The 21,953-nt window shown below is 45.7% G+C and carries 31 protein-coding genes and 2 riboswitches; of the genes, 26 read left to right on the plus strand and 5 right to left on the minus strand.

Annotated elements, in window-relative coordinates:
* Window positions 1–170: 170 nt before the first annotated feature.
* On the minus strand, window positions 171–419 hold the full coding sequence (locus tag ABU165_RS13550) for a YueH family protein (RefSeq protein WP_101548457.1): 249 nt from the start codon (window positions 417–419) through the stop codon (window positions 171–173).
* A gap of 158 nt (window positions 420–577) precedes the next feature.
* Here ABU165_RS13550 and ABU165_RS13555 point away from each other — a divergent pair, with 158 nt between their 5' ends.
* The 3 genes from ABU165_RS13555 to ABU165_RS13565 all read left to right on the plus strand — a co-directional run bounded on the left by ABU165_RS13555 (window position 578) and on the right by ABU165_RS13565 (window position 1,415).
* Entirely contained in the window at window positions 578–826 is a 249-nt protein-coding gene (locus ABU165_RS13555; RefSeq protein WP_009793267.1) for a hypothetical protein, read from the plus strand.
* Between the two features lie 2 nt (window positions 827–828).
* Window positions 829–1,104, plus strand: coding sequence for a hypothetical protein (locus tag ABU165_RS13560; RefSeq protein ID WP_353762668.1), 276 nt, complete (start codon window positions 829–831; stop codon window positions 1,102–1,104).
* A gap of 113 nt (window positions 1,105–1,217) precedes the next feature.
* Window positions 1,218–1,415, plus strand: a complete 198-nt coding sequence (locus ABU165_RS13565; protein ID WP_318060345.1) for a hypothetical protein — start codon at window positions 1,218–1,220, stop codon at window positions 1,413–1,415.
* Between the two features lies 1 nt (window position 1,416).
* Here the strand turns inward: ABU165_RS13565 and ABU165_RS13570 are convergent, their stop codons facing one another.
* Complete coding sequence (locus ABU165_RS13570; protein ID WP_318060344.1) at window positions 1,417–1,644, minus strand: hypothetical protein; 228 nt, start codon at window positions 1,642–1,644, stop codon at window positions 1,417–1,419.
* 82 nt (window positions 1,645–1,726) lie between these two features.
* Here ABU165_RS13570 and ABU165_RS13575 point away from each other — a divergent pair, with 82 nt between their 5' ends.
* The 4 genes from ABU165_RS13575 (at window position 1,727) to ABU165_RS13590 (ending at window position 3,791) form a co-directional block, all read left to right on the plus strand.
* Window positions 1,727–2,125 carry a hypothetical protein gene (locus tag ABU165_RS13575; protein ID WP_009793271.1) on the plus strand — a complete coding sequence of 133 codons (399 nt, stop codon included), beginning with the start codon at window positions 1,727–1,729 and terminating at the stop codon, window positions 2,123–2,125.
* Complete coding sequence (locus ABU165_RS13580; RefSeq protein ID WP_009793272.1) at window positions 2,125–2,457, plus strand: hypothetical protein; 333 nt, start codon at window positions 2,125–2,127, stop codon at window positions 2,455–2,457. The genes ABU165_RS13575 and ABU165_RS13580 overlap by 1 nt, the downstream gene beginning before the upstream one ends.
* Window positions 2,458–2,541: 84 nt before the next feature.
* Window positions 2,542–3,291 carry a hypothetical protein gene (locus tag ABU165_RS13585; protein WP_318060413.1) on the plus strand — a complete coding sequence of 250 codons (750 nt, stop codon included), beginning with the start codon at window positions 2,542–2,544 and terminating at the stop codon, window positions 3,289–3,291.
* A gap of 32 nt (window positions 3,292–3,323) precedes the next feature.
* Window positions 3,324–3,791 (plus strand): GNAT family N-acetyltransferase, encoded by a 468-nt coding sequence (locus ABU165_RS13590; RefSeq protein ID WP_353762669.1) that lies wholly within the window; start codon window positions 3,324–3,326, stop codon window positions 3,789–3,791.
* Between the two features lie 56 nt (window positions 3,792–3,847).
* On the opposite strand, the gene asnA is transcribed toward ABU165_RS13590, so the two are convergent.
* Complete coding sequence (gene asnA / locus ABU165_RS13595; RefSeq protein WP_318060412.1) at window positions 3,848–4,831, minus strand: aspartate--ammonia ligase; 984 nt, start codon at window positions 4,829–4,831, stop codon at window positions 3,848–3,850.
* 215 nt (window positions 4,832–5,046) lie between these two features.
* Between asnA and ABU165_RS13600 the strand changes: the two genes are divergently transcribed.
* On the plus strand, window positions 5,047–5,892 hold the full coding sequence (locus ABU165_RS13600) for a manganese catalase (RefSeq protein WP_094767729.1): 846 nt from the start codon (window positions 5,047–5,049) through the stop codon (window positions 5,890–5,892).
* Between the two features lie 74 nt (window positions 5,893–5,966).
* On the opposite strand, the gene ABU165_RS13605 is transcribed toward ABU165_RS13600, so the two are convergent.
* Complete coding sequence (locus ABU165_RS13605; protein WP_022544003.1) at window positions 5,967–6,233, minus strand: hypothetical protein; 267 nt, start codon at window positions 6,231–6,233, stop codon at window positions 5,967–5,969.
* A gap of 222 nt (window positions 6,234–6,455) precedes the next feature.
* Between ABU165_RS13605 and ABU165_RS13610 the strand changes: the two genes are divergently transcribed.
* The 14 genes from ABU165_RS13610 (at window position 6,456) to ABU165_RS13675 (ending at window position 17,539) form a co-directional block, all read left to right on the plus strand.
* Window positions 6,456–7,061: a DedA family protein gene (locus ABU165_RS13610; RefSeq protein WP_009793279.1), complete on the plus strand. Its 606-nt coding sequence runs from the start codon at window positions 6,456–6,458 to the stop codon at window positions 7,059–7,061.
* Window positions 7,062–7,117: 56 nt separating this feature from the next.
* A riboswitch (TPP riboswitch) is annotated at window positions 7,118–7,228 on the plus strand.
* Window positions 7,229–7,464: 236 nt separating this feature from the next.
* Window positions 7,465–7,575: riboswitch (TPP riboswitch) on the plus strand.
* Between the two features lie 78 nt (window positions 7,576–7,653).
* The gene (gene thiW / locus ABU165_RS13615) at window positions 7,654–8,205 is read left to right on the plus strand and encodes an energy coupling factor transporter S component ThiW (RefSeq protein ID WP_009793281.1); all 552 of its coding nucleotides are present in this window, start codon (window positions 7,654–7,656) and stop codon (window positions 8,203–8,205) included.
* Window positions 8,171–9,526 (plus strand): solute carrier family 23 protein, encoded by a 1,356-nt coding sequence (locus ABU165_RS13620; RefSeq protein WP_318060342.1) that lies wholly within the window; start codon window positions 8,171–8,173, stop codon window positions 9,524–9,526. Before thiW ends, ABU165_RS13620 begins: the two co-directional genes overlap by 35 nt.
* Window positions 9,489–10,592: a LuxE/PaaK family acyltransferase gene (locus tag ABU165_RS13625; RefSeq protein ID WP_009793283.1), complete on the plus strand. Its 1,104-nt coding sequence runs from the start codon at window positions 9,489–9,491 to the stop codon at window positions 10,590–10,592. The genes ABU165_RS13620 and ABU165_RS13625 overlap by 38 nt, the downstream gene beginning before the upstream one ends.
* A complete protein-coding gene (locus ABU165_RS13630; RefSeq protein ID WP_318060341.1) occupies window positions 10,555–12,048 on the plus strand; it encodes an acyl-CoA reductase in 1,494 nt (497 codons plus the stop codon). Before ABU165_RS13625 ends, ABU165_RS13630 begins: the two co-directional genes overlap by 38 nt.
* An 11-nt stretch (window positions 12,049–12,059) precedes the next feature.
* Entirely contained in the window at window positions 12,060–12,830 is a 771-nt protein-coding gene (locus tag ABU165_RS13635) for a 3-oxoacyl-ACP reductase (RefSeq protein ID WP_009793285.1), read from the plus strand.
* Between the two features lie 74 nt (window positions 12,831–12,904).
* On the plus strand, window positions 12,905–13,168 hold the full coding sequence (locus tag ABU165_RS13640; RefSeq protein ID WP_009793286.1) for a hypothetical protein: 264 nt from the start codon (window positions 12,905–12,907) through the stop codon (window positions 13,166–13,168).
* 15 nt (window positions 13,169–13,183) lie between these two features.
* Entirely contained in the window at window positions 13,184–13,345 is a 162-nt protein-coding gene (locus ABU165_RS13645) for a hypothetical protein (RefSeq protein WP_022544001.1), read from the plus strand.
* 349 nt (window positions 13,346–13,694) lie between these two features.
* A complete protein-coding gene (locus ABU165_RS13650; protein WP_009793289.1) occupies window positions 13,695–15,056 on the plus strand; it encodes an MATE family efflux transporter in 1,362 nt (453 codons plus the stop codon).
* Window positions 15,057–15,070: 14 nt separating this feature from the next.
* On the plus strand, window positions 15,071–15,280 hold the full coding sequence (locus tag ABU165_RS13655) for a hypothetical protein (RefSeq protein WP_318060340.1): 210 nt from the start codon (window positions 15,071–15,073) through the stop codon (window positions 15,278–15,280).
* Between the two features lie 14 nt (window positions 15,281–15,294).
* Entirely contained in the window at window positions 15,295–15,570 is a 276-nt protein-coding gene (locus ABU165_RS13660; RefSeq protein ID WP_318060339.1) for a GNAT family N-acetyltransferase, read from the plus strand.
* Between the two features lie 234 nt (window positions 15,571–15,804).
* Window positions 15,805–16,074: a hypothetical protein gene (locus tag ABU165_RS13665; RefSeq protein ID WP_050767296.1), complete on the plus strand. Its 270-nt coding sequence runs from the start codon at window positions 15,805–15,807 to the stop codon at window positions 16,072–16,074.
* A 118-nt stretch (window positions 16,075–16,192) separates the two neighbouring features.
* A complete protein-coding gene (locus tag ABU165_RS13670; RefSeq protein WP_318060338.1) occupies window positions 16,193–16,813 on the plus strand; it encodes a YdcF family protein in 621 nt (206 codons plus the stop codon).
* A gap of 15 nt (window positions 16,814–16,828) precedes the next feature.
* Window positions 16,829–17,539 carry a Type 1 glutamine amidotransferase-like domain-containing protein gene (locus ABU165_RS13675; protein ID WP_035402266.1) on the plus strand — a complete coding sequence of 237 codons (711 nt, stop codon included), beginning with the start codon at window positions 16,829–16,831 and terminating at the stop codon, window positions 17,537–17,539.
* 305 nt (window positions 17,540–17,844) lie between these two features.
* Here the strand turns inward: ABU165_RS13675 and ABU165_RS13680 are convergent, their stop codons facing one another.
* Window positions 17,845–18,435, minus strand: coding sequence for a YhcN/YlaJ family sporulation lipoprotein (locus tag ABU165_RS13680; protein WP_318060337.1), 591 nt, complete (start codon window positions 18,433–18,435; stop codon window positions 17,845–17,847).
* 169 nt (window positions 18,436–18,604) lie between these two features.
* On the opposite strand from ABU165_RS13680, the gene ABU165_RS13685 reads away from it, so the two are divergent.
* The 4 genes from ABU165_RS13685 (at window position 18,605) to ABU165_RS13700 (ending at window position 21,562) form a co-directional block, all read left to right on the plus strand.
* Complete coding sequence (locus ABU165_RS13685) at window positions 18,605–18,817, plus strand: helix-turn-helix transcriptional regulator (RefSeq protein WP_009793295.1); 213 nt, start codon at window positions 18,605–18,607, stop codon at window positions 18,815–18,817.
* Window positions 18,814–19,284 carry a hypothetical protein gene (locus ABU165_RS13690; protein ID WP_094767719.1) on the plus strand — a complete coding sequence of 157 codons (471 nt, stop codon included), beginning with the start codon at window positions 18,814–18,816 and terminating at the stop codon, window positions 19,282–19,284. The genes ABU165_RS13685 and ABU165_RS13690 overlap by 4 nt, the downstream gene beginning before the upstream one ends.
* A 129-nt stretch (window positions 19,285–19,413) precedes the next feature.
* A complete protein-coding gene (locus tag ABU165_RS13695; RefSeq protein WP_318060336.1) occupies window positions 19,414–19,980 on the plus strand; it encodes an RNA polymerase sigma factor in 567 nt (188 codons plus the stop codon).
* Window positions 19,958–21,562, plus strand: a complete 1,605-nt coding sequence (locus ABU165_RS13700; RefSeq protein ID WP_318060335.1) for a DUF4179 domain-containing protein — start codon at window positions 19,958–19,960, stop codon at window positions 21,560–21,562. The genes ABU165_RS13695 and ABU165_RS13700 overlap by 23 nt, the downstream gene beginning before the upstream one ends.
* Window positions 21,563–21,953: the final 391 nt, after the last annotated feature.

The following is a 21,953-nucleotide window of genomic DNA, read 5'->3' on the forward strand; positions in this document are numbered from 1 at the left end:
TAGCAATCGTAGCAGATAAAAAATGGAATATGAAAAAGCACGGATATCCTCTTCCGTGCTTTCTTTATGGGTTTTTTAGCAAAAAAAGAGAATGTAGGGTAGGATCGAGGGGCTTTATGATGTTTATACACCTAACAGAGTCACTCTGCCAGGCGGTTTGAAAAAGAGAATCAGATATGTTTTTCTGCTTCTTTAATAATGGCGGCAGCAAGCTCTTCTGTGTTCCCTTCAAACATATGAAAATTCAGTGACGACTGGAGATGATTAAATTGTTCTTTCAATTCATCCAGCTGGCTGATTTCAGCTGACCAGCTGATGGAAGGGATGGATATAATGAATCGTTTGTCTTCTGTTATATTCAGGAAGACCTCGGCATACTTGTTTCCGGAAATGGTAATTTTCTCGTAAGAAGTTATCAAATTGGTCATCCTTCCCTTATGAGCCGTTTCATCCATTATAACATCATTTGGATGCAGAATCGAATATTCGTGGTGAAGCTTCTGTAAAAGCCTGAGTGCCCGTGGCACACAAACCGATCTAATCATGCATATAGTGGCATTACAAGCAGAAAGGAGGGATGGAATTGCCTGTTTCGGTTATTTTTAATCAGGTTAATGTTATTAGCATGTCATCCAATTCCATCATTTCCACGGGGCAGAACAGCCAGCCGGACTGGAACGCTCAAGGGAAATTGAATACTGGAAACGGGGTATATATCAACGCTGCCTCTCTTGGCAACTTCAGTTTTGTCAATGATCCGGATGTTGCAGATACGCCGATTGCCCAGCCGGAAAACATCAATCCTCAGCCTGTCTCCCAGATATAATGATGAAGTCAGCTTTACAGAATATCTCAATAAAATTCAATAACATTAATATAACCTCCATGGCGGCCAATTCCGGCATCTTTACGGGAGACAATACACAATCCGGATGGCAGGTGAACAGGAAGGATAATACAGGCTTCGGGTTGGTGACTGGAAGCCAGAACGTCTCAGCCTATAATGTCAATATTGTTGATGACAGCGATTTTATGGATGCCTTCTTTTACCGGATTGAAGGTGAGGAAGAACAAGGGCAAGAACATGACAGTCAGGATCTTTAAGCCATTTCCTATGGCTTTTTATTTTTCCTGAAAAAGCTTTACAGGATGAAGGTCATATTTTCCTTGCCGGCAAAATAAGAATATGAAAAAGGCGGCTTTGAAGATGAGGTGGGATGTTGGCCAATATCAGATTTAAAACGATAAAAGTGAATCAGATCCAAAACAGTTCCGGGATATTTTATGGACAGAATACACCAGTATACTGGCAGCATACCGGTAAAATCTCAGAAGGATTTGGCAAAGTGGCGGGAAAATGGAATAAAATCAGCCGGAATTATACACGGGTGGCACGAAGCAAAGAGGGTTCTTAGCCTATTTATAGCTTTCTTTTCCCTTTTGGCCTTCTGGCTGGACAAGGTGGAGATTTCCCGAAATCTTATTGAGATCTCCCGCTATAGAGCCAAAGCCTGAGGTGCCATTCATATCGGAGGACCAATTCTTCTGTCTGTTTCTGCCCATGAATACGCCAGAGCTGTCAGTGATTTGTCCGATGAAAATATCGTCAAAATGGATTTTTGCTGGTCCAATCATTTTTTTCATCCGTGCCCCTCCCGGTTTTTATGCCTCTTATACCATATGCCTTCAAAAGCAGAAGATGTGACACTAAAAAGGATGAACTCTTATGCAATTGGATGACAAAGCTCTGATTACCATACTGGGAAAATTGAATGGCCGCCTTGCTGATATGGAGGGCCGTTTGAAAGAGCTTGAAAAAGAAAAGTCCAGCGGGCATAACATCCACTTGGAGATAAATGAAGTGAATATAGAGAGTTTCCAGCTGGATCAGCTTTCTTATTTTCTCGACAGGATTGATGTTAAAAGCCTGAGCGGGATGATGAATCTCGGAAACAGCTTTTACACACCAGCAAACAAACAGAAGCCGCAGACCGGGAAAAAAGGAAATGCAAGAGGGACTAAAACAGCAGAAAAAAACAGCGATGATGCCCGCATTCGTATCCTTGTCAACGGAAAAGAGACTCCATATGCTCTGGAAAGCACCACGGGAACGGAGGAACTGTGATGAGATATTTTTCTCCTTTGTTTAAAATCAACAGCATTCACATAGGATCCATCGAGGATGCCTCATGCGTCAACTTCGGAAACAGCTTTCCATCAGGCTTTACCAGCCTGAAGAAACATAATCAGGGATTCGGCAATGTATTGGGAGACCATAATGATATTCATGATATCATGTCCCGGCTGGAAGAGAAGGATGTAACCGAAGTGTTTCACAAGAACGGAGGAGAAGAGATTCCCGAATGGATAGGGAAACTTCTGCAGGAAGATGGGGAAGAAGAAAATATGGGGATGGATGAAGAAGAAAACGACGGTTTTAGTGAAACTGGCCAATAGCCGGTTTTTTTATTTTGAATGTAAAAGGAAATCCTTCATTGATTGTCGAAATAAGCAAACGGACAATTAGGGGAGAGTGGCATGATGAAAGCACCTGAAAGCATTTTGTCAGTATGGAAAAGATTCGACAGCTTTCCGATGGAGACGCTTACAAAACTATGGCTGCACCATAAAGGGATAGGGCAAAGGGAAGTTTCTCAGATGAAAGAGCACCGTGAGGAGTTTGGGATCACTGGAAACTGCTTTGATCTTGCCCTGTGGCTGCTTGATGAGTTTGATAAAGAAGGAATCAGGGCCTATCCTGTCGGCAGTAGCTTGCATACGAAAAAGGCGCATGCCGCCGTTGTAGCCGAGGATGATAAAGGCAGCCGCTTTTTATGCGACCTTGGCGACCAGTGGCTGCAGCCGGTACTGATTGATAGAGACACGACAGTTCCGCAAAAAGGGTGTTTTCCGGCGGCAGGCATTGAGATTAAAAGCAGCGGCAATGCAGCAGAATTCACCTATCATAGGCCGGGCGGGAAGCAGTCAATGCAGACGTATCATCTGGAGCCGGTCGACAGGGATGAATTTTGGATAGCTGCGGGGCATTCAAGCCGCCAAATACACCCTATACCGCTCTTGGAATGCCGCGTTCCCATAACAGGTGAAACGGCCCATTGGGAGTTTTATGATTGGAAAAGTTTTCTCAGCACAGAAAATGGGCTGGTATATGACCCTCCGCTTGAAGAGCTTGATGCATGGGCGGAACGGATTTACGAAAAGACAGGCTTTTGTAAGATTTTTCTTAAAGAATCATTGGAGCTTTATAAGACGCTTGGAGAGGTAAATTAACAACATGGTGACTGTTGCCAATGGGGGATATGATGGATATCAGACTTGCGGAAGTAACGGAAGAAAACTTCTTTGATGTAATCAATCTTAAATCAGATGAAGTGCAGGAAACACGAATCCAGATTTATGAAAGGTGGGTCGGATCGAATGCCTTTTTCCTTGGCGCCTGCCAGGTGTTTGGGTATACGCCAAGAGCTATTTACGATGGCAGCAATTTGATCGGGTTTGCTTCATATGGATTCAGGAAGGAAACAGAGTGGTATGAATTGGTCAGTTTAATGATCGGCCATCAGTATCAGGGCCAAGGATACAGCGGTCCCGTCCTGAAGGCCGTCATTGAGGAGATGGCAGAGTCCATGGAGTGCAGTGAAATTTATATCACTGTGATCCATAACAATGACAAAGCGATAAAAATGTACGAAAAAGCCGGCTTCGTCCCAACCGGAGAGGTAGAGGAAGGGCATCATCCAGAGCCGGTTTATTGTTTGAAGCTGAAATAGCAGTAGTGACAGGCACCTATACCAGTTGGCTGACTGGTATAGGTGCCTGTCACCGTTTATAAAAGAGGGATATTGGCATCCTGGCATTCTTTCCTGATCCTGCTGTTCCAGACGGATGCCTGAACTTCGCCTATATGGGCTTTTTTTAGCAGGAACATGCATAATCTTGACTGGCCAATTCCTCCGCCGATTGTGAAAGGAAGCTTGCCGTCCAAGAGTGCCTTGTGGAAAGGAAGCTCAAGTCTTTCCTCATTTCCGCACTCCTTGAGCTGGCTTCTGAGTGATTTTTCATCAACCCGTATTCCCATGGATGAAATTTCAATGCTTCTGTTCAGCGGTGCGTACCAGAAGATCAGATCGCCATTCAGGCTCCAATCATCATAATCCGGGGAACGGCTGTCATGCTTGCTGCCTGAAAGCAGAGAGCCGCCGATATTCATGATGAAGACGGCACCAAGCTTTTCTGCTATCCTGTCTTCACGCTGTTTTGCAGGGAGATCGGGAAACATGTCTTCTAGTTGCTGTGACGTAATAAAGCATATTTGTTCTGGCAAAACTGGCACCAAATGCGAGCAGGAATAGAAAAGCTTTTTTTCTGTTTCCTTTATGCTTTCATAAATGGAAACTACTTCAGCCTTAAGTGTCTGCTTGTTTCTTTTATTTTTCGGGATGACCTTTTCCCAATCCCATTGGTCTACATAAATGGAATGCAGCTGATCGAGCTCTTCGTCCTTTCTGATTGCCCGCATGTCGGTATACAAGCCTTCTCCTTCTGAAAAACCGTACCGGGCAAGGGCCATTCTTTTCCACTTTGCCAGTGACTGGACAACTTCTAAAGTTTCCGCGAGGTCTTTGGCCTCAATTGTGGCCATCCTCTCGACCCCATTAAGATTATCATTGATGCCGGTCCTGCTTTCAAGAAGCAGCGGCGCTGAAACCTTTGTAAGGTTCAGCCTTTCAGAGAGCTCTTTCTCGAAGCAGTCTTTCACATTTTTCAATGCTTTTTCGGTGTCAATTAAATTCAATACAGGTGCATACAAATGAGGGACAGGCAGTCGGTTATTCATGACGGGCACCTCCGTTTTCACTTTTCTTGCCATGTATATAGGCCGCTTCATACTTTATGTCAGGAAATTTCATTTGTTCCTGTACCAATTTAATGAATGTCAGAGTATGATTTGTCAAAATGCAAGCATGTTTCCCGGCCAATTGGTAAAGCTATCCTTGATACTAAAAGACAAGAGAGGTGACCAGCATGTTTTACCATGTAAAAGAACTTCAATACAATGCAAAGCCTGAAAAACCGGATGCGGTCTATGCGAGAAAGCTGCAGGAAATCCTTGGCGGGCAATTCGGTGAAATCAGCGTTATGATCCAATACCTTTTCCAGGGATGGAATTGCCGGGCTGACCAAAAGTACCGCGATATGCTGCTCGATATCGGAACTGAGGAAATTGCACATGTCGAAATGCTTTCTACAATGATTGCGCAGCTGCTTGATAAAGCGCCTGTTAAAGAACAGGAAGAAGCAGCACAGGATCCAATCATCAGGGCTGCAATGGGCGGAATGAACGTGCAGCACGCGATTGTTTCCGGTCTTGGTGCGAAGCCGGACGACAGCATGGGATATCCTTGGACAGCCCGCTATACAGTGGCAAGCGGGAATCTGCTGGCTGACTTCCGCGCGAACCTTAATGCCGAATCACAAGGACGCCTTCAGGCGGTCCGTCTTTATGAAATGACAGAAGACCGCGGGGTCAGAGACATGCTGTCTTTCCTGATTGCCCGTGACACTATGCACCAAAACCAATGGCTCGCAGCAATCTCAGAGCTTGAAGCACGGGACGGCAAGGTTGTGCCAGGCACATTCAACCGCCAGCAGGAAAAGCAGGAAGTATCTTATTCCTTCATGAACTGCTCAAAAGGGACAGACAGTGCAGAAGGCCGATGGGCAAAAGGGCCGAGCATGGATGGACAGGGGCAGTTCGAATATATTGAAAACCCGGAGCCGATGGGGCAGATACCAATTTTGGCGCCAGGCCCGATTTATATTCATGGAACAATGCCGTCTGGACAGACACCGCCTCCATCCCAATTTTAATTACGCATAAAAGAGAAGATCCGCCCCTAATCACTGGCGGATCTTTTTTCGGCTCAGGTAAGTTCTTAACAAAATTAAAAATGTACCTTCAGCAGCTTTAGCTTGCGATCTATGACAACGTAAAAATAAGCGGCAGGACTTTTTGCAGGCTGGGATGATTTCATTTTCCTCATCAGTACCCTTAATGATTCTACAGCAGCAGGCAATATAGCTTCCTCGTCATTTCCCAACCCGTTTTTTTTAGCAGCAAGGAGTACTTTATTCCACAATTCTGCAGATGCTTCATCATCCTCCATAAGATAACGTGCCATGCAGGCAAAAGCATCAGGGATAGCTTTCATGGACATCCTCCTCATTAAGAGTCTCCATAAAACATATGCACTTCAAGAACGAATGTTCTTGTTTTTGGTCTTGTGCAAGTTATTGTTTGATTATTTTTCAGGATGAGTTATTCTAATTTCATCTGAATGGCCTGAACTTATAGGAAATCTCCTTTTCCTGAAGGGATGGAATCAGAATTTAACGTTAATTAACTGATATGCTTTTTCGTCTTGGGAGGTATTATGGAGAACTGGATTAAAGATGTGATTGAACAATTCGGATATGCAGGAATTTTCCTGCTGATTGCGCTTGAGAACATTTTTCCCCCTATCCCGTCTGAAATTATATTGACATTTGGCGGCTTCATGACGGCACAAACAAATATTACTGTTATTGGAACGATTGCAGCGGCTACCCTTGGCTCGACAGTGGGCGCTGCTTTGCTATACGGGGCGGGCCTTTTACTGAGCCGAAACAGGTTTGAGAGAATGATAGACAGGTGGGGAGGCATACTCCGCCTGAAAAAGGCTGATTTAGATAAAGCTTTTGGATGGTTTGACCGCTACGGTTATTGGACAATTCTGATATGCCGGATGATCCCGCTGGTAAGAAGCCTGATTTCCATTCCTGCCGGGATGGCAAAAATGAACTTTCCGCTGTTTCTGCTATTTACAGTCATCGGCACATTGATCTGGAATACAATCCTTGTAAATATTGGAGCGGCCTTTGGTGATTCATGGGAAACGGCAGTGGGGTATCTGGATATGTATTCTAATGTGGTGTATATGCTGATTGCGGCGGCTGTTATTGGCGCAGCTTTCTTTTTGATCAGGCGCAGGAAGAAATAAACATTGTCTTTACTTTTGACAGTAACAAAGTTATGATGATTCTTAATTGGATATTGTGTGACTGCTAGGGGTGTCCGCACAGGCGGGCTGAGAGGAAAACCGATGTTTTTTAACCCTTTGGACCTGAACTGGATCATGCCAGCGTAGGAAAGTAGAATGAGCAACAGTACTTTTTTTATGTGTGCAAAAGCCTGGTCCTTCTTTCATATGGGGACCGGGCTTTTTTAGTGGGGATCAAAAGAGCAGTAATCGTAAAATTGATTGGAAGCCTATATCAGTTCCTTCTTGATAGATTCCTTTACCAGCAGGAATTAACGGTAAAATGGCCGGCACTTCATTTTAAAAACTCTAAGCCAGGCCGTTAAAGGTCTAAACAGCCTTATATCCAAGATAAGTTAATACATAAAAGCACTGGGGGAGCCGGAGGAGTCCGGCTGAGAGTGGGCCTTTTCCGGCCCTGACCCTTATACCTGATCCGGGTTATGCCGGCGGAGGGAAGTGCTGGATTTTATGCTGCGGCTGGCAAAGAGCCGGCATGTTAACCCCTCCGCCTCCATTCCCTCAGTGCAAATTAGCATGGAGGGATTTTTGTATGGGTAAAACACAAAGATTAACTGCTGCTGCAATGATGGCTGCAGTGGGAACGCTGTCAGGCAGCATGCTGTATATTCCGCTTGGCTTTACAAAAGTATTCCCGGTCCAGCATCTGCTGAATGTGCTGTCAGCCGTATTGCTTGGCCCTTATTACACCGTGGCACAGGCGTTATGTATATCGCTGCTCAGGAATCTAATGGGAACCGGCTCAGTATTTGCTTTTCCAGGGAGCATGGCAGGTGCGCTGCTTGCAGCGCTTCTCTACAGCAGGACAAAAAAGCTGTCGATGGCCTTTACTGGGGAAGTGATTGGCACCGGCATCATCGGTGCGCTCCTTTCATATCCGCTTGCCACCATGATCATGGGGCAGAAGGCCGCACTATTCGGCTTTATTCCGCTCTTTATCTTCAGTTCGACTGCCGGAGCCCTACTGGGAATCATTATTTTGGCCATTCTGAAGAAAAAACGGACACCGATTTTCGAACAGGTCAATTTAAAGGATGAGGAGAATGAAGATGGACGAAAGAAGAACAGAATCCAGCACGGATGAGATATTAATAGGATTGGAAGAAAAGCTTCCGCCGGGAAAAACCGTTTTATATGGGCTCCAGCACGTTTTTGTCTCGAATGTCTGGCTGGATCCCATCTTTGTGGCAGCTATGATCGGACTGCCATTTGCATTATCGGCTAATATGGTGAACAGCATCTTCATTGCAGCCGGTATTGTCACCTTTATACAGGCGACAAAGCTGGTCCGCCTGCCGATCATTCAGGGACCGTCAGCTGCATTTGATGCAATTATGATTTCAGCCGGCAAGGCGAATGGGCTTGCTGCAGCAACCGGGGGCATCCTGGTGAGTGCCGCCATTGTGTTCCTTTTATCAATAACCGGGGTGCTTGGGCGCTTGAGGGCCCTGTTCACACCAGTCATCTCCGGGACCGTCATTTTCTTAGTCGGGATCTCGCTTGCCGGGTTCACTTTGCATGAATTTCTGGGAGGCTCTCCGGGTGATGAAGGGTTTGCCAGTCCATCAACCCTGCTGCTGTCGATAACAACAGCTTTGATTGTCCTTGGCCTTTCTTTGTTCGGAAAAGGCCTTTGGAAGTCTTTTTCGTTTTTGATTGCTTTGATTGCAGGCGATGCACTTGCTTTTTCGCTGGGAAAAGCTGATTTTGCCATGATCAAGGAAAGTGCATGGTTTGGCCTTCCACAGTTGCTTCCGTATGGACTTACATTTGAATGGGCAGCCTTCCTGACCTTTTTCATTGCGTATCTTGTGGCTGTAATAGAGGCAATGGGCGTTTATCAGGCGTCCTCTGCGATGCTGAAAACGGAGCTGACAGCCAAAAGGATCCGCGGCGGTTTTGCGGGAGAGTCGGCGGGCTCTTTTGTGTCAGCGTTGATCGGCGGATTTCCGACGACAGCTTATGCGCAGAATGTCGGCCTGCTGCGTTTGACCGGGGTTGGCTCAAGATACCCGGTCATGGCTGCTGCTGTCATCTTCCTGGTGCTCGGGCTTGTGCCTAAAGCGGGCGAACTCCTGGCTCTGACGCCGGCCCCGGTTGTCGGCGGAATCTTCCTGCCGGCTGCCGCAACGCTGGTGTTCACAGGGATCTCGATTCTGGCAAAGGCGGAAGCTACTCAAATCAACTATATGATTGTCGGGCTTTCCATGCTGCTGGCCATATCACTGCCTTCATATGCTGTGAATGCGTCAGGAATTGCAGGGACATTCCTGACGAACAGCATCTTAATCGGAGCATTCACTAGCATCTTTCTTCAGCTGTCTTTAGTCAATCTCCCAAATCTGTTTAAGAAAGGAGCGGCAAGTGATGAAAAAAGAATCGATCAGTTTGATAGCGGAAATTAAAGATTTTATCGAAGCAGGGAAAGATTCTGATGAGAGGTTTGGCAGACTGGCGCTTAAACTTTTCAGCTATCAGTATGAGAATAACTTATTTTATAAAAACTTTTGCCAGGCTAAAAGGAAGACTCCCTTTACAGTGCACACATGGGAAGAAATTCCCCCTATGCCGGTTCATGGTTTTAAAGATCTGACACTAACCTGCGAACCGGCTGAAGAGGCGGAGGCAGTCTTTATGACCAGTGGGACGACCAATCCTGATGCTAAGGGTAAGAACTTTCATCCGGATTTATCCTTGTGGGATCTCTCCATGAAAGGCCCTTTCAAAAACTTTGTACTGCCTGACCGGGAAAAGATGGCCATTTTTGTACTGTCACCATCAGATGAGTATAACAAAAACTCTTCCCTTTCCCGCTACCTTACCAATGCTGTCTTTTATTACGGCAATGAGTACAGCCGCTTCTTTCACAATGGAGAAGGCCTTGACTTTCAGAGAGCAGCAGAGTCGCTCGGCATGATGTCAGAAAGGGGAGAACCTGTACTGATCATGGGGGCAACATATGCTTATGTTCATTTTTTTGATTTTTTGAAAGAAAATAATCAGTCATTTTTAATGCATGAGGGCAGCAGGATTTTTGATACCGGCGGGTTCAAAGGCCAGGCAAAGGAAATAAGCCCGGAAGAAATGGCTGAACATTATGTACGTTTCTTTGGAATAGAAAAGGATCTGCAGATAAACATGTACGGCATGACGGAGCTCAGCTCTCAGATCTATGACCAGAATATTCATTCAAGGTTTGCGGGAAAACAGGCAATAACCGATAAGAGCGGGCCGGTCTGGCTGAAGACGAGAGTGCTGGACCCAGCCACTTTTGAACCGGTAAAAGAAGGAGAGACGGGAGTGCTTGCCCACTATGACCTGGCGAACTGGAATTCCTGCCTGGCCGTCCTGACGGAAGATCTTGGTATGAAAACGGAGCATGGATTCAGGCTGCTCGGGAGAGTAAAGGGTTCTGAGGCAAGAGGCTGCTCCATTGCAGCCGACCAGCTTCTCTCAAAGGGCGGCCGGTAAGATGGCGGAAACAGTCGATATCTTCCATTTGCCGTCATCAATCAAGCCAGCTGTTGTAAAAGAGAAGATTTATAACGCGGAAGGAGAAACTTTCTCGCTTAGATATCCCGAACTCAGCGGCGAAGAAATGAAACATACAATTGAAGCTGTACTGGAAAAACGCAGCCAATACCTCAAAGATTTGCCGGTTTCAAGCATAGTCAGCACAATTGATGCAGCGGTCCAGCTATGGCTGAATCCTGATTTTCATCTGAGAAAGTTAGCCGAAAAGCTTCTTCCTGCCGTCACCGGCTATGACAGTGAAATGATCCGGCTGGAGCTGAAAAGGTATATGAGGACATTCCGAAAAAAAGAGCTCTTTCGCTTCCTGGAAGAAGAATTTGATTCTCCGGGAATGCTGGATGAATTCCGGCCAAGAAAGTCCGGCGGGCTCAGCCGGGCTTATGGGCCAGATCTGATTTTCCATGTGTTTTCAGGCAATGTTCCTGGTGTCCAGCTATGGAGCCTGATCATGGGGTTTCTCATGAAATCTGCACACCTTGGAAAAACTTCTTTTTCTGAGCCCGTCCTGCCGGTTTTATTTCTGAAATCCCTGGCAGAAATAGATGAAAATCTTGCAGAGGCCGCAGCGGTTCTTCCATGGCATGGCGGGAATTCCGAAATGGAAGCGCCGGCTCTTGAATCAGCCCAAGCTGTTATTGTATATGGATCAGACAAAACAGTGAATAGCATTAAAAAGAGGCTTCCTGAAGGGAAGCGCCTTCTGGCATACGGGCATAAAATCAGTATCAGCATGATCGGAAAAGAAGCTTTGACTCCTGATCTGTATGCGAGGACAGCCCGCAGGCTTGCGGAAGACATTTGCATCTATGACCAGCAGGGCTGTCTCTCTCCGCAATCCGTTTACATAGAAGAAGGAGGGACGGTTGAGCCCCGGCGTTTCGCCCAGCTGCTCGGCTCAGAGCTTGCCCGGTACGAAAAAAAGCGGCGCCGGTCCGTCCTGTCAGAAGAAGAGCACCTGTCAATCCAAAGAACAAGGGGAAAATATGAACTGGAAAAACTGAAAGGCAGCAGAACCGCAGTTTATAAAGATGGAATGAATACAGGCTGGACAGTGGTTTTTCAGGAAGGAAGCGGTTTTGAAGCATCTCCCTTAAATAGATTTGTTCATATTTTTTCTGTCCAGGAACTTGAAGGATGCATAGGCAATCTTCAGCCCTATAAAAAGTATATGCAGTCATGCGGGCTGGCGGTCCTGCCTGATAGACTAATGGATATAAGCGCCAAACTCGGTGAGGCCGGAATCAGCAGAATCTGCCCGGTCGGGGAGATGAACAGGGCAAAGCCGGGCTGGCATCATGACGGAAGCTTCAATCTGCTGTCGCTTGCAAGAGTCATAGATATTGAAAGAAATGCAGAAGAAGATATGGAACGCTATGATCCGGATGTTGAATAGGAGGGGAAATCATGCTTGTAAAAAACAAAGTGGTCCTTGTTACCGGTGCGAGCAGGGGAATCGGCAGAGCAATTAGCAGGAAGATGGGTTCGGAGGGAGCTTTAGTCATCCTTAACTATCTTTCCAGCAGGGAGGCCGCCGAGTCGGCCGCAAAGGAAATAAGGGAGTCGGGCGGCCACGCTGCTGCCATGCAGGCAGATGTGACTGATGAAGAGGAGGTCAAAAGGATGATGAACGATATTATCGAGAGTTATGGGGGCATCGATGCGGTCATTAATAATGCCTTAAGCCATTATTCTTTTAATCCCAAGGAACGCAAGGCAGCCTGGGAGCTTGAGTGGGACGACTATAACCGTCAGTGGGAAGGAAGTGTCCGCGGCGCTTATAATGTATGCAGGGCAGCCATTCCCTATATGAAAGAGCAGATGAGCGGTAATATTGTAAATATTGTGAGCAACCTTGTAAGTTTTCCAGTGATTCCCTATCACGACTATACAACCGCCAAGTCAGGCTTGCTCGGGTTTACCAGGAATCTCGCGAAGGAGCTTGGCTGTTTTGGAATCACCGTCAATGCAGTTGCCCCAGGGCTGACCTATCCGACCGATTCGAGCGCCGGGACAAAGGAGGATGTAAGGAACAGTATTATTGAACTCACTCCGATGCAGCGCCTTGCAGCACCGGAGGATATTGCAGATGCTGCCCTTTATTTCGCATCCCCGCTCTCAAGCTTTGTGACAGGGCAGTGCCTGTATGTCGATGGCGGCCTGGTCATGGGCGGGTGAAACTTTTTCATATCTTGTCCGTATAATAGTTAGAGGACATATAATCAAGATCTTGTTAGAAAGAGGGGAAATCTATGATTCCGATCCTGCTGACTATTATACTCGTTATAAGTCTGCCTTTTTCTATATCAATTTTAATGAAAAAAAGAAAAGAAGCAGGCGTTACCGGCTTCAAAAGTGCCCTTACCTCGATCTGCTTTTTCCTGATTGCCATAGTCAATCTTATTTCGTACTGGATGGGCTGGCTTGGGATTTTCAACTGGATGATGGCCCTTATCCTGCTGCTGGCCGGAGCCTATTTCACAAAATATCTGCAGCCGGCGGGAACCGGGAATTAGCAGGGGGGAAGGTATATGGAATGGAAGAAATATTCACGATTGGCCCCGTGGGCACTGCTTGCGAGTATAGGCATGCTCTTGTATGCTCCTTTCCGCAGCTTTGCCATACTGCCAATATTGGTTATGTGGGTTGTCTATTATTTGTGGATTTATGTTGAGAATAAGAACAGTCATTAGCAATAGTCTGCAGCAGCAGGCTTTTTTGCTTATAAATGAGGGCTGTTGATTTCCGTTCCAGGCACTTCGCTTTCCGCGGGGCGGCGCTGAGCCTCCTCTTCGCTTCGCTCATGCGGGGTCTCAGCCCTGCCGCTGCCTCCCGCAGGAGTCTGAGTGCCCTCCACTCCAATCAACAGGCTGCTATAATTTGATTGGGAAGAGCTATCCATAAATGGTAAAAGCTTTTACAGCCAGCATCCTGCCCTTCCTTTCTACAGGAGATTTTCTAACAATTACATTTTTTCCGCCCGCTGATGCTTTGTTTGGCTTATAATTATCCTTGTGACTTTTATTACCAAGGAGTACCATCATGAATCAGACTTTTACAGTAAAAGAAAAAATCAAACAGATCCTCATATTATTGATTCCCATCTTGATTACGCAGCTTGGGATGTTTTCAATGGTTTTCTTTAATACCATTATGTCCGGTAAATACAGTGCTTCCGATCTTGCAGGGGTTGCTATTGGGTCATCGATTTGGAATCCTGTTTTTACAGGGCTGAGCGGAATTCTCCTGGCTGTTTCGCCGATCGCGGCGCAGCGGTTTGGCGAGAAAAAGCATGGAGAAGTAGCGGCAGTTGTCAAGAACGGCATGTATCTGGCAATCATGATTGCACTGGCTGTCATTGCGGCGGGTTTTTTCCTGATAGGACCCATCTTGGACCGGATGGATCTGGAGAGCGGTGTTGAACAGACGGCAAGAGGTTATTTGATTGGATTAAGCTTTGGAATCATTCCTCTTTTCTTATTCAATGTTCTGCGCTCGTTCATTTATGCTCTCGGGAAGACACGGGTCGTTATGGTCATTCTTCTCTGTGCGCTTCCTGTTAACTTCTTCCTGAACTTTGTCCTGATCTTTGGATTCTGGGGCTTTCCTGAGCTTGGCGGGGCAGGGGGAGGCTATGCTACTGCTGCCACCTATTGGGTAATACTAGCGCTGACGATTTTCATTATCAGGACACAGCAGCCGTTTGCAGTGTATAAGGTGTTTTCCAATTTGGAAGACTTCTCATGGTCCCAATGCAAGGAAATCTTAAAAATCGGTGTTCCGATGGGTCTGTCGATCTTTTTTGAAACAAGCATGTTTGCGGTGGTGACGATTCTGTTAAGCCGTTTCAGTGTGGAGACGCTTGCCTCCTATCAGTCGGCACTCAATATCGTTTCCTTCCTTTATATGATTCCGATCAGCATTTCGATGGCACAGACTGTGCTGGTCGGCTATGAGGTGGGGGCAAAGAGGAATAGAGATGCAAAGGCGTACAGCTGGATCGGCATTTATTTGTCGGTTGTCATTGCACTTGTCACTGGCCTTCTTGTTGTCCTTTTCCGCTATCAGGTTGCAGGCTTTTACTCCAATGATGCAGCAGTAATATCCCTGACGGCACATTTCCTGATTTATGCTTTGTTCTTCCAGATTTCAGATGCCATCCAGGCAACTGCCCAGGCAGCGCTAAGAGGCTATAAGGATGTTAATCTTGCATTCATCATCACGCTTATTGCCTATTGGCTGATCTGCCTGCCGCTCGGATATGGGCTGGCCCATTATACCAGCCTCGGTGCCCCGGGATATTGGATCGGACTTACCGCCGGTCTTTTGGCAGCGGGCATATGCCTGTCAGCAAGGCTGATTTATATCCAAAAGAAAAAATTCGCTCCGGCCGAAGGGGTATAATTGGAGGAAATGACATGATGATCCGAAAGCTTGTACCAGAGGATGGAGAAGCTTTTGCCGAGCTTATTAAAGATGTGGAAAATGAATCGTCATATATGCTGTATGGGCCAGGGGAACGGAATGTTTCCGCAGACATTCAAAAAAAGATGATCGAGGCGCTTTCCAGCCGGGATAATGAGCCATTTTCGCAGCTGAAGAAGACGGCCGTCTGGCGGGGTATTTAATTGTCAATGGCGGAATGGCCGGCAGGGTGCGCCACTCTGCTGCCCTCGTTATAGGCATTAAAAAAGACTTTCGGGGTCAAGGAATCGGCTACAGTCTTTTTCAGAAGCTTGACAGCTGGGCGAAGGAAGCCAGCCTGTACAGATTGGAGCTTTCAGTGGTCAGTGAAAATGAAAATGCGCTTGCGTTATATAAAAAAGCAGGATTCGAAGTTGAAGGTGTTAAGAAAAACTCCTTACTCATAGATGGGAACTATCATGATGAATATATAATGGCAAAGCTTTTAAAATAAGTTCTGGCAAGAACCTGTCTTTTCAGCAGGTTCTTATTTAATTTGTCCTGAATAAGGAATTTATAATTTTTGCCTCCAATCCTGGGTAAATGTCTATTCAACGAGGCCTTCTCTGACATATTCTAGACTGAAACCTATACGATGAGGGGGCTTTGACATCATTGTTGCTGCCCCTCATATGGAAAAAAAAGATAGAATATGAGAGGAGAAGGCATGATGAATCAACAGCAGTTTATGTATCGCCCTGAAGCAGCAGCTTCTCATGGAGATTTGAGCCGCTTTGGCTTTGGCCGTCCAGGCTTTGGCAGATTCGGCTTCGGCCGCCCGTTTGGATTCGGGTTTGGCCGTCCGTTTGGATTTGGGTTCGGACGTCCATTTGGCTTTGGGTTCGGTTTCCCATTCCTGGGAGGGTTAGCAGGAGGCCTGCTATTGGGAAGCGCCCTCGCCGGACCGTATGGATACGGCTATCCTTACCCTTATCCGCCTTACCCATACTATTATTAAAAATGGTTTAAGGCGGGAGGCGGAAAAGCAGCCCGCCTTTCTTACATAAAATATAAATATGACAGGAATTTCAGAGAGGCTGGAGAATAATATACTTGTGAGTAAAGAGGGGCAATCCATGAAAACACTAATATCAAAGCTTGATTTCAATCAGTTATCAGACAGGCAGATTGGGGATCTTCTTTATAAAAATATCGCGGATGATAAAAAATCGGGAGAATGCATATTCGTCCTGGGAAGCAGCAAGGCTGCTGAATACAGACTGCCAAAGGCGCTCGAGCTGTATAACAGCGGCAGGGCAGGCAAGCTGCTTTTTTCCGGCGGCGTAGTCTGGGTACCGTCCCGGCTATGCGAGGCAGAACTTTTAAAAGAGAAAGCTCTGGCACTTGGTATCCCGGCAGCAGATATTTTAATAGAAAATCAATCTCTCCACACAAAGGAAAATGTGCTTGCTTCACTGCTGGTCCTTGACCGGGAGTTCAATCTCCACAAAATAAAAAGGATATTGGTTGTGACAGCTTCCTGCCATATAAGAAGGGCATATCTGGCCATGAAAACCTATATGCCGGACTGGATAGAATACTCGCTTTGCCCTGTGGACGACATCCATACAATAGAAGGGAACTGGCAGCTTTCAGAAGCAGGCAGGCTGAGGGCAAAGCGGGAAGCGGAAAAACTGATCTACTATGTTAAACAAGGCATCATCATAGACACTGAGGTTGAGATTTCAGATTCTTAAAGAGAGGAAATGAAAATGAGGCAGATCATCGCAATGGGAGGAGGAGGATTTTCCATGGAACCTGAAAACCTTCTTCTTGATCAATATATCATTGGGCAGTCGCAAAATAAGAAACCAAAAATATGCTTTCTGCCAACGGCAAGCGGAGACCAGCAAAACTATATAGACCGATTTTATGAAGCATTCGAAAAAATGGAGTGCATACCGGCCCATCTGTCGCTGTTTGAGCCAAACTTCAATGATGCTGAAGAATTTTTGCTTGGACAGGATATCATCTACGTTGGAGGCGGGAATACCCGCAATATGATGATTCTTTGGAAAGAATGGGGACTGGATAAGCTTCTGTTGAAATGCTATCAAAAAGCAATCATTTTGGCCGGCATAAGCGCAGGAAGCATCTGCTGGTTTGAAGAAGGCCTTACAGATCCTCTTAACGGACCGCTGTATCCCATTAAAGGTTTGGGCATCCTAAAAGGCAGCCATTGCCCGCACTATGACGGGGAGAATAAGAGAAAGCCAGCTTACAGAAAATATATCAGGGAAGCGCTCATGAAGCCGGGCTATGCGGCAGATGATGGGGCTGCACTTCATTTTGTGGATGGGTCGCTTTATCAAACGGTCTGCTCCAGAAGGAATGCCAGCGCTTATTATGTAGAAGTCAATGATAACAAAGCTGAAGAAACAAGACTCGATTGCATTTATCTGGCAGACCTTTCCTATACATGAGTGGTATCTTTTGATGGCCGTCATGCATTGAATGGGCCATGATCTATACATGAGTGGCTTCTTTTGAGGGTTGTCATGCATTGAAAGGCCCTGATCTATACATGATTGGCTTCTCTTAAGGGTCTTCATGCATTGATTAGGCCTCTTTCTATACATGAGTGGCTTCTTTTATATGCCATGATGCATCGACTGGCTCCTTTCCTATCTATCAGAGTGACTCAGTGCAAATAGGATATACTATTGTTTGAACCCTGCAGTATCAAATAAAATCGCCCGCTTCCTATTTGGAAACGGGCGATTTACTGTTATCGTGATTCAGGGAAAATTCTTTGCACTGTTTCGGAAAATTGATCAAATAATCCTCTTACAGGGTTACCATTCTGAATATCATCCCTATATCCGCGCATGCGTTCCATGAATTCAGGATTGCTTGAAACAAAAACTTCATTGATATTTTGATCTGCTGCCTGAACCTGATCGGAAACCTTCTTTTTCATTTCATCATTTACATCAGCATTTTCCCCATTTGCGAGCTTTACAGCTGCATATGCCTTGCTTCCGGCTGTAATGACTACCGCCTTATCAACTTCTTTCATGGCTTCAACTTTCTGCTGGGCATCTTCTGAATTGCGAAGATCATTCTGATCGCTGCCATTCTGTTCATCGCCGTTCTGCCCATTATCTTCCAGTCCATTGTTATACTGCTTGTTGTTATTTTGTTCGTCGTCCATTAAGTTATTGTCATTGTCAGTTGCATCGCTGTCGGTGACATTTCTCATGGATAATGTGCCGGATTGGCCGTCATTTCCATCCTGGCTGCCCTGGTTGGATGAGGCACAGCCGGTAATCAGCACAGACGCAGCAGCGCCTATTAAAAGCCATCTTAACTTTTTCATTCTAATACCTCCTAATTAATATTCATGAGTAATTTTTCCAAAAACATAAATGTTATACACTTTTTTTAGGTCAATGTTAAATGGGCTTTACATAATGTAAAGTCTTCTATACAATTGACTTAATTGATGTTAAGTTGACTTAACAAAGAGACGGTGAATGAGGTGCTTTATGGAAATTGGCAATTGTGTCAAAGAGCTGCGTGCCAGAAACAGCTGGACACAGGAAAAGCTGGCCCAGGCTTCAGGTGTGACGAGGCAAACAATCGCAGCGCTTGAAAAAGGGGATTATATCCCGTCCCTGCTGCTTGCCCTGAAGATATGCGAGGCATTCCAGCTGAAGATGGAAGAAGTATTTTGGCTATTAAAGGAGGAAGAGAAATGAAAACGAATCGGACAGTCTTATTAAATTTTGTTTTATATGCGTTATTTGCCTGGGCTATGATAGCAATGTACGATGCCCAGACCCAGTTTGCAGAGGTGCTGCGGAACCCTGAGCCGCCCTGGTCATTGACGATTAATATCACACCGGTTGCCGTTTTTTTGCTGATAGGGGGTTTGATCAGCTGGTTCCTTTACAGCAAGAACAAGAAAAAGCGGTCAAGTATCGGTGCTCTGCTTCTCCTACCGCCTGAGTTCGAGGAACAGGATGAACGGGAAAAAATGATGACTGCCAGAGCCTGCAGAAGCTCCTATATCTCCCTGTATTTTGCGGTGCCGTTTACTGCAGCCCTTATGCTTTTTTATCCAGTGCTCGAGGATAAGATCCCTTTCTACCCCATCCTGATCATTCTGCTGATCCCGGCCATCCAGATGCTTTCTTATTATCTGTCGATACGAAAAAGTCTGTGAAAAATAGTAAGGCGGCTGCAAATATCCTGCAGCTGCTATTTTTTTTGAAAAAAGATGAGATTTTTTTACATCTGTTTCCGTTATTATAGAAGAATCGGACAAAAGGACAGGAAGGAACGGGGGGTACATATGGAAGAGGAAGCATTTTGGATAAAGCAGGTGCTGGCCGGAAACAAGCAGGCTTACGGGCACATCATCAATAAATACAAAAACCCTTTGTACGCAACGATACTGAGGATGACAAAAAATCCGCAGGATGCTCAGGATCTGGTCCAGGAGGCATTTATCAAAATTTACAATCAGCTTGGCAAGTACGACCAGAAAGGGTCCTTCTCAAGCTGGCTTTACCGGGTGGCAGTGAATCACTGCATGGATGAATTCAGGAAGAAAAGCTCCCAAATCAAGCAGGCGGAAATAAACGAGGCCTCTGCCGTCAACACGAAGCACCCGGAAGTGATTCTTCTGAAAAAAGAGAAAAATAGGCAGGTGGAAAAGCTGATCAGCACACTGCCGGAGGATGAAAGGATTATTATACTCCTTCGCTATGCCAATGAATTGCCATATGAGGAAATTGCAGAAACGACAGGCATGCCCTTATCCATGGTCCGGAACAAGCTTCACAGGGCCAAAAAGAAAATGAGGGAAACAGTCAAAAAACAGGGAGGCTATTATAATGAATTGTCCAACGGCGGATAAAATCTCTCAATATACCGATCAGCTTTTAACCGAAAAGGAACAGTCTGAACTGAAAGGCCATATCGCAGGCTGTCCGTCTTGTGCTGAAGTTGCTGGTTTATTTGAACATGAAGCTGAATTCATGAAAGAAACCCTGCAGATGCCAAAGCTTCCCGACGATTTTGCAGATGTCATCATTGGGCAGCTTGAATCATACAGACCAAAAAGAAAGTTTGTCTCAGGGAAACGGATGGCCGCAGCGGCAGCCGGACTGCTCCTGGCTGCAGGAATCAGCACGGTCCCTGGCTTTGCAGACTGGGTCGGCGGGCTATTTTTCTCCAATGAGGTGGATGACGGTCTGAGGCTGGCATCTCAAGAGGGAATGGCGACCCGGGTGGATATTGCTGCAACAGATCAGAACACAACGTTCAAAATAGAGGATGTAGTCGCGGATACATCAAGAATTGCGCTTTCTTTTAAAGTATTGGATTCAAACGGCGAACCGCTTGATACCAGTATCAATATGGATGACACAGAAAACAGGATCGCAGCCTATGATCAAGACGGTAAAGAAATCGATGGCTACGGAATGCGCTGGACAGAGGGATCTGAGTATGGATTAATAGAATTTTCGCTGAGGGATCGGACCGGTCTAGAAGAGGTCTTGATTAAAGTCGATCTTAAGGAGCTGAACGGTAAGCAGGGGAACTGGAATGTTGAAGTGCCTGTTGACCTGAAGGAAAGGCAAAAATATACAAGCAGGCTTGCGCTCGACCAGCATAGCGCCGCTTTCAATGGTGTTTCAATTGATCTAAAAGAAGTGCAATTTGCTCCTTCTTCAAACGAGCTGATCTATGAGACATCATTCACGAAAAAGGAAAAAGCCGACGTGGAAACTAGGATTAAAGAGCTTGAAGAACAGTTTGGCAAAGAAAATGTCGGGATGTTCTCTGGATTCGGAACGGCGATTCAATATCATATTGTGGATGAAAAAAATGAAGCCGTTTATAAGCACAATACCTTCGATGAGGAGCAGGGCCATCCCAGCGATACAGGCTGGATATCAGGGTCTAGCAAAGATCTGGATGAACTTGGGGCAGTACGCTGGAATGAATCATTTATCCCGCAGAAAAATAAAAGCAGTTATACTCTTGTACTCGATGGCGTAATCAAAACCCTGCCAGCCGATTTTTCAATTAAAATTAAACCGGATGATCTCCGGAAGAAGCCAGTCAGCTTTGAATACGAAGGCAATCATATAACAATTAAAAAAGCAAAGAAGAAAAATGATTACTCGCTGCGTAAGTCACTGCTGCCAATTCAAAAGGAATCCTATTTCGAAATTGAAATGGAGGGCGGAAAAGAAGTGCCTTCCGCTGATTTTGGAGAATGGGTAATGACTGATGATAAAGGAAATGTCTATCCCCTATTTCACAGCGGTTCCATTTTAAACGAAAAAGACAAAAATGGACGTTTCAAAATTTCTCTGGATCTCAAAGCTTATGATCTGGAGAAAGAGCCGGAAGAATTAACTTTGCATCTCATTTCTGTGACCCGCTATTATAAAGCGGATGAAGAATGGAAAGTCCCTCTATTTAAATAGATCTTACCAGGAAAACAGGCTGAAAGATGCCTGTTTTTTTGCTCTCTTCGTGAAGACATTTTATAATATTGTATCTTAATCAGAGTGACCAGGAAGCCTTAAATTAAGGGGAGATTCTCCTGTTAGGCTGCTTAAAATGGACCGGTTGGGTGTTAATAAGCGGAAAATTTCCTGTTAAGTGGAGCGAAGTTGCCCATTTTCCTGCTTTTTGAGTAGATAGACGGAATTTCTCCGTCTATATGAGCCATTTTTTGAGTTTTTTCGGAATTAGGGGAAATTTCTCCGCCTATCTTTCAATCTTTTACTGTGCCTCATTCAGGGGCAGGAAGGCCCGCCCTTTTTTGCTGGGCGGGAAGAACCCGCCGCCTGAAAGAGAATTTCCTCAAGACCT

The sequence above is a fragment of the Cytobacillus sp. T106 genome, from assembly GCF_040492155.1.
GTDB lineage: Bacteria > Bacillota > Bacilli > Bacillales > Cytobacillaceae > Bacillus_AB > Bacillus_AB infantis.

Coding starts and splice junctions, on each gene's coding strand:
- ABU165_RS13555 (WP_009793267.1), top strand. CDS start 578: ATGGAATTGCCTGTTTCGGTTATTTTTAATCAGGTTAATGTTATTAGC.
- ABU165_RS13560 (WP_353762668.1), top strand. CDS start 829: ATGAAGTCAGCTTTACAGAATATCTCAATAAAATTCAATAACATTAAT.
- ABU165_RS13565 (WP_318060345.1), top strand. CDS start 1,218: ATGTTGGCCAATATCAGATTTAAAACGATAAAAGTGAATCAGATCCAA.
- ABU165_RS13570 (WP_318060344.1), bottom strand. CDS start 1,644: ATGAAAAAAATGATTGGACCAGCAAAAATCCATTTTGACGATATTTTC.
- ABU165_RS13575 (WP_009793271.1), top strand. CDS start 1,727: ATGCAATTGGATGACAAAGCTCTGATTACCATACTGGGAAAATTGAAT.
- ABU165_RS13580 (WP_009793272.1), top strand. CDS start 2,125: ATGAGATATTTTTCTCCTTTGTTTAAAATCAACAGCATTCACATAGGA.
- ABU165_RS13585 (WP_318060413.1), top strand. CDS start 2,542: ATGAAAGCACCTGAAAGCATTTTGTCAGTATGGAAAAGATTCGACAGC.
- ABU165_RS13590 (WP_353762669.1), top strand. CDS start 3,324: ATGGATATCAGACTTGCGGAAGTAACGGAAGAAAACTTCTTTGATGTA.
- ABU165_RS13600 (WP_094767729.1), top strand. CDS start 5,047: ATGTTTTACCATGTAAAAGAACTTCAATACAATGCAAAGCCTGAAAAA.
- ABU165_RS13605 (WP_022544003.1), bottom strand. CDS start 6,233: ATGAAAGCTATCCCTGATGCTTTTGCCTGCATGGCACGTTATCTTATG.
- ABU165_RS13610 (WP_009793279.1), top strand. CDS start 6,456: ATGGAGAACTGGATTAAAGATGTGATTGAACAATTCGGATATGCAGGA.
- thiW (WP_009793281.1), top strand. CDS start 7,654: ATGGGTAAAACACAAAGATTAACTGCTGCTGCAATGATGGCTGCAGTG.
- ABU165_RS13620 (WP_318060342.1), top strand. CDS start 8,171: ATGGACGAAAGAAGAACAGAATCCAGCACGGATGAGATATTAATAGGA.
- ABU165_RS13625 (WP_009793283.1), top strand. CDS start 9,489: ATGAAAAAAGAATCGATCAGTTTGATAGCGGAAATTAAAGATTTTATC.
- ABU165_RS13635 (WP_009793285.1), top strand. CDS start 12,060: ATGCTTGTAAAAAACAAAGTGGTCCTTGTTACCGGTGCGAGCAGGGGA.
- ABU165_RS13640 (WP_009793286.1), top strand. CDS start 12,905: ATGATTCCGATCCTGCTGACTATTATACTCGTTATAAGTCTGCCTTTT.
- ABU165_RS13645 (WP_022544001.1), top strand. CDS start 13,184: ATGGAATGGAAGAAATATTCACGATTGGCCCCGTGGGCACTGCTTGCG.
- ABU165_RS13650 (WP_009793289.1), top strand. CDS start 13,695: ATGAATCAGACTTTTACAGTAAAAGAAAAAATCAAACAGATCCTCATA.
- ABU165_RS13655 (WP_318060340.1), top strand. CDS start 15,071: ATGATGATCCGAAAGCTTGTACCAGAGGATGGAGAAGCTTTTGCCGAG.
- ABU165_RS13660 (WP_318060339.1), top strand. CDS start 15,295: ATGGCCGGCAGGGTGCGCCACTCTGCTGCCCTCGTTATAGGCATTAAA.
- ABU165_RS13665 (WP_050767296.1), top strand. CDS start 15,805: ATGTATCGCCCTGAAGCAGCAGCTTCTCATGGAGATTTGAGCCGCTTT.
- ABU165_RS13670 (WP_318060338.1), top strand. CDS start 16,193: ATGAAAACACTAATATCAAAGCTTGATTTCAATCAGTTATCAGACAGG.
- ABU165_RS13675 (WP_035402266.1), top strand. CDS start 16,829: ATGAGGCAGATCATCGCAATGGGAGGAGGAGGATTTTCCATGGAACCT.
- ABU165_RS13680 (WP_318060337.1), bottom strand. CDS start 18,435: ATGAAAAAGTTAAGATGGCTTTTAATAGGCGCTGCTGCGTCTGTGCTG.
- ABU165_RS13685 (WP_009793295.1), top strand. CDS start 18,605: ATGGAAATTGGCAATTGTGTCAAAGAGCTGCGTGCCAGAAACAGCTGG.
- ABU165_RS13690 (WP_094767719.1), top strand. CDS start 18,814: ATGAAAACGAATCGGACAGTCTTATTAAATTTTGTTTTATATGCGTTA.
- ABU165_RS13695 (WP_318060336.1), top strand. CDS start 19,414: ATGGAAGAGGAAGCATTTTGGATAAAGCAGGTGCTGGCCGGAAACAAG.
- ABU165_RS13700 (WP_318060335.1), top strand. CDS start 19,958: ATGAATTGTCCAACGGCGGATAAAATCTCTCAATATACCGATCAGCTT.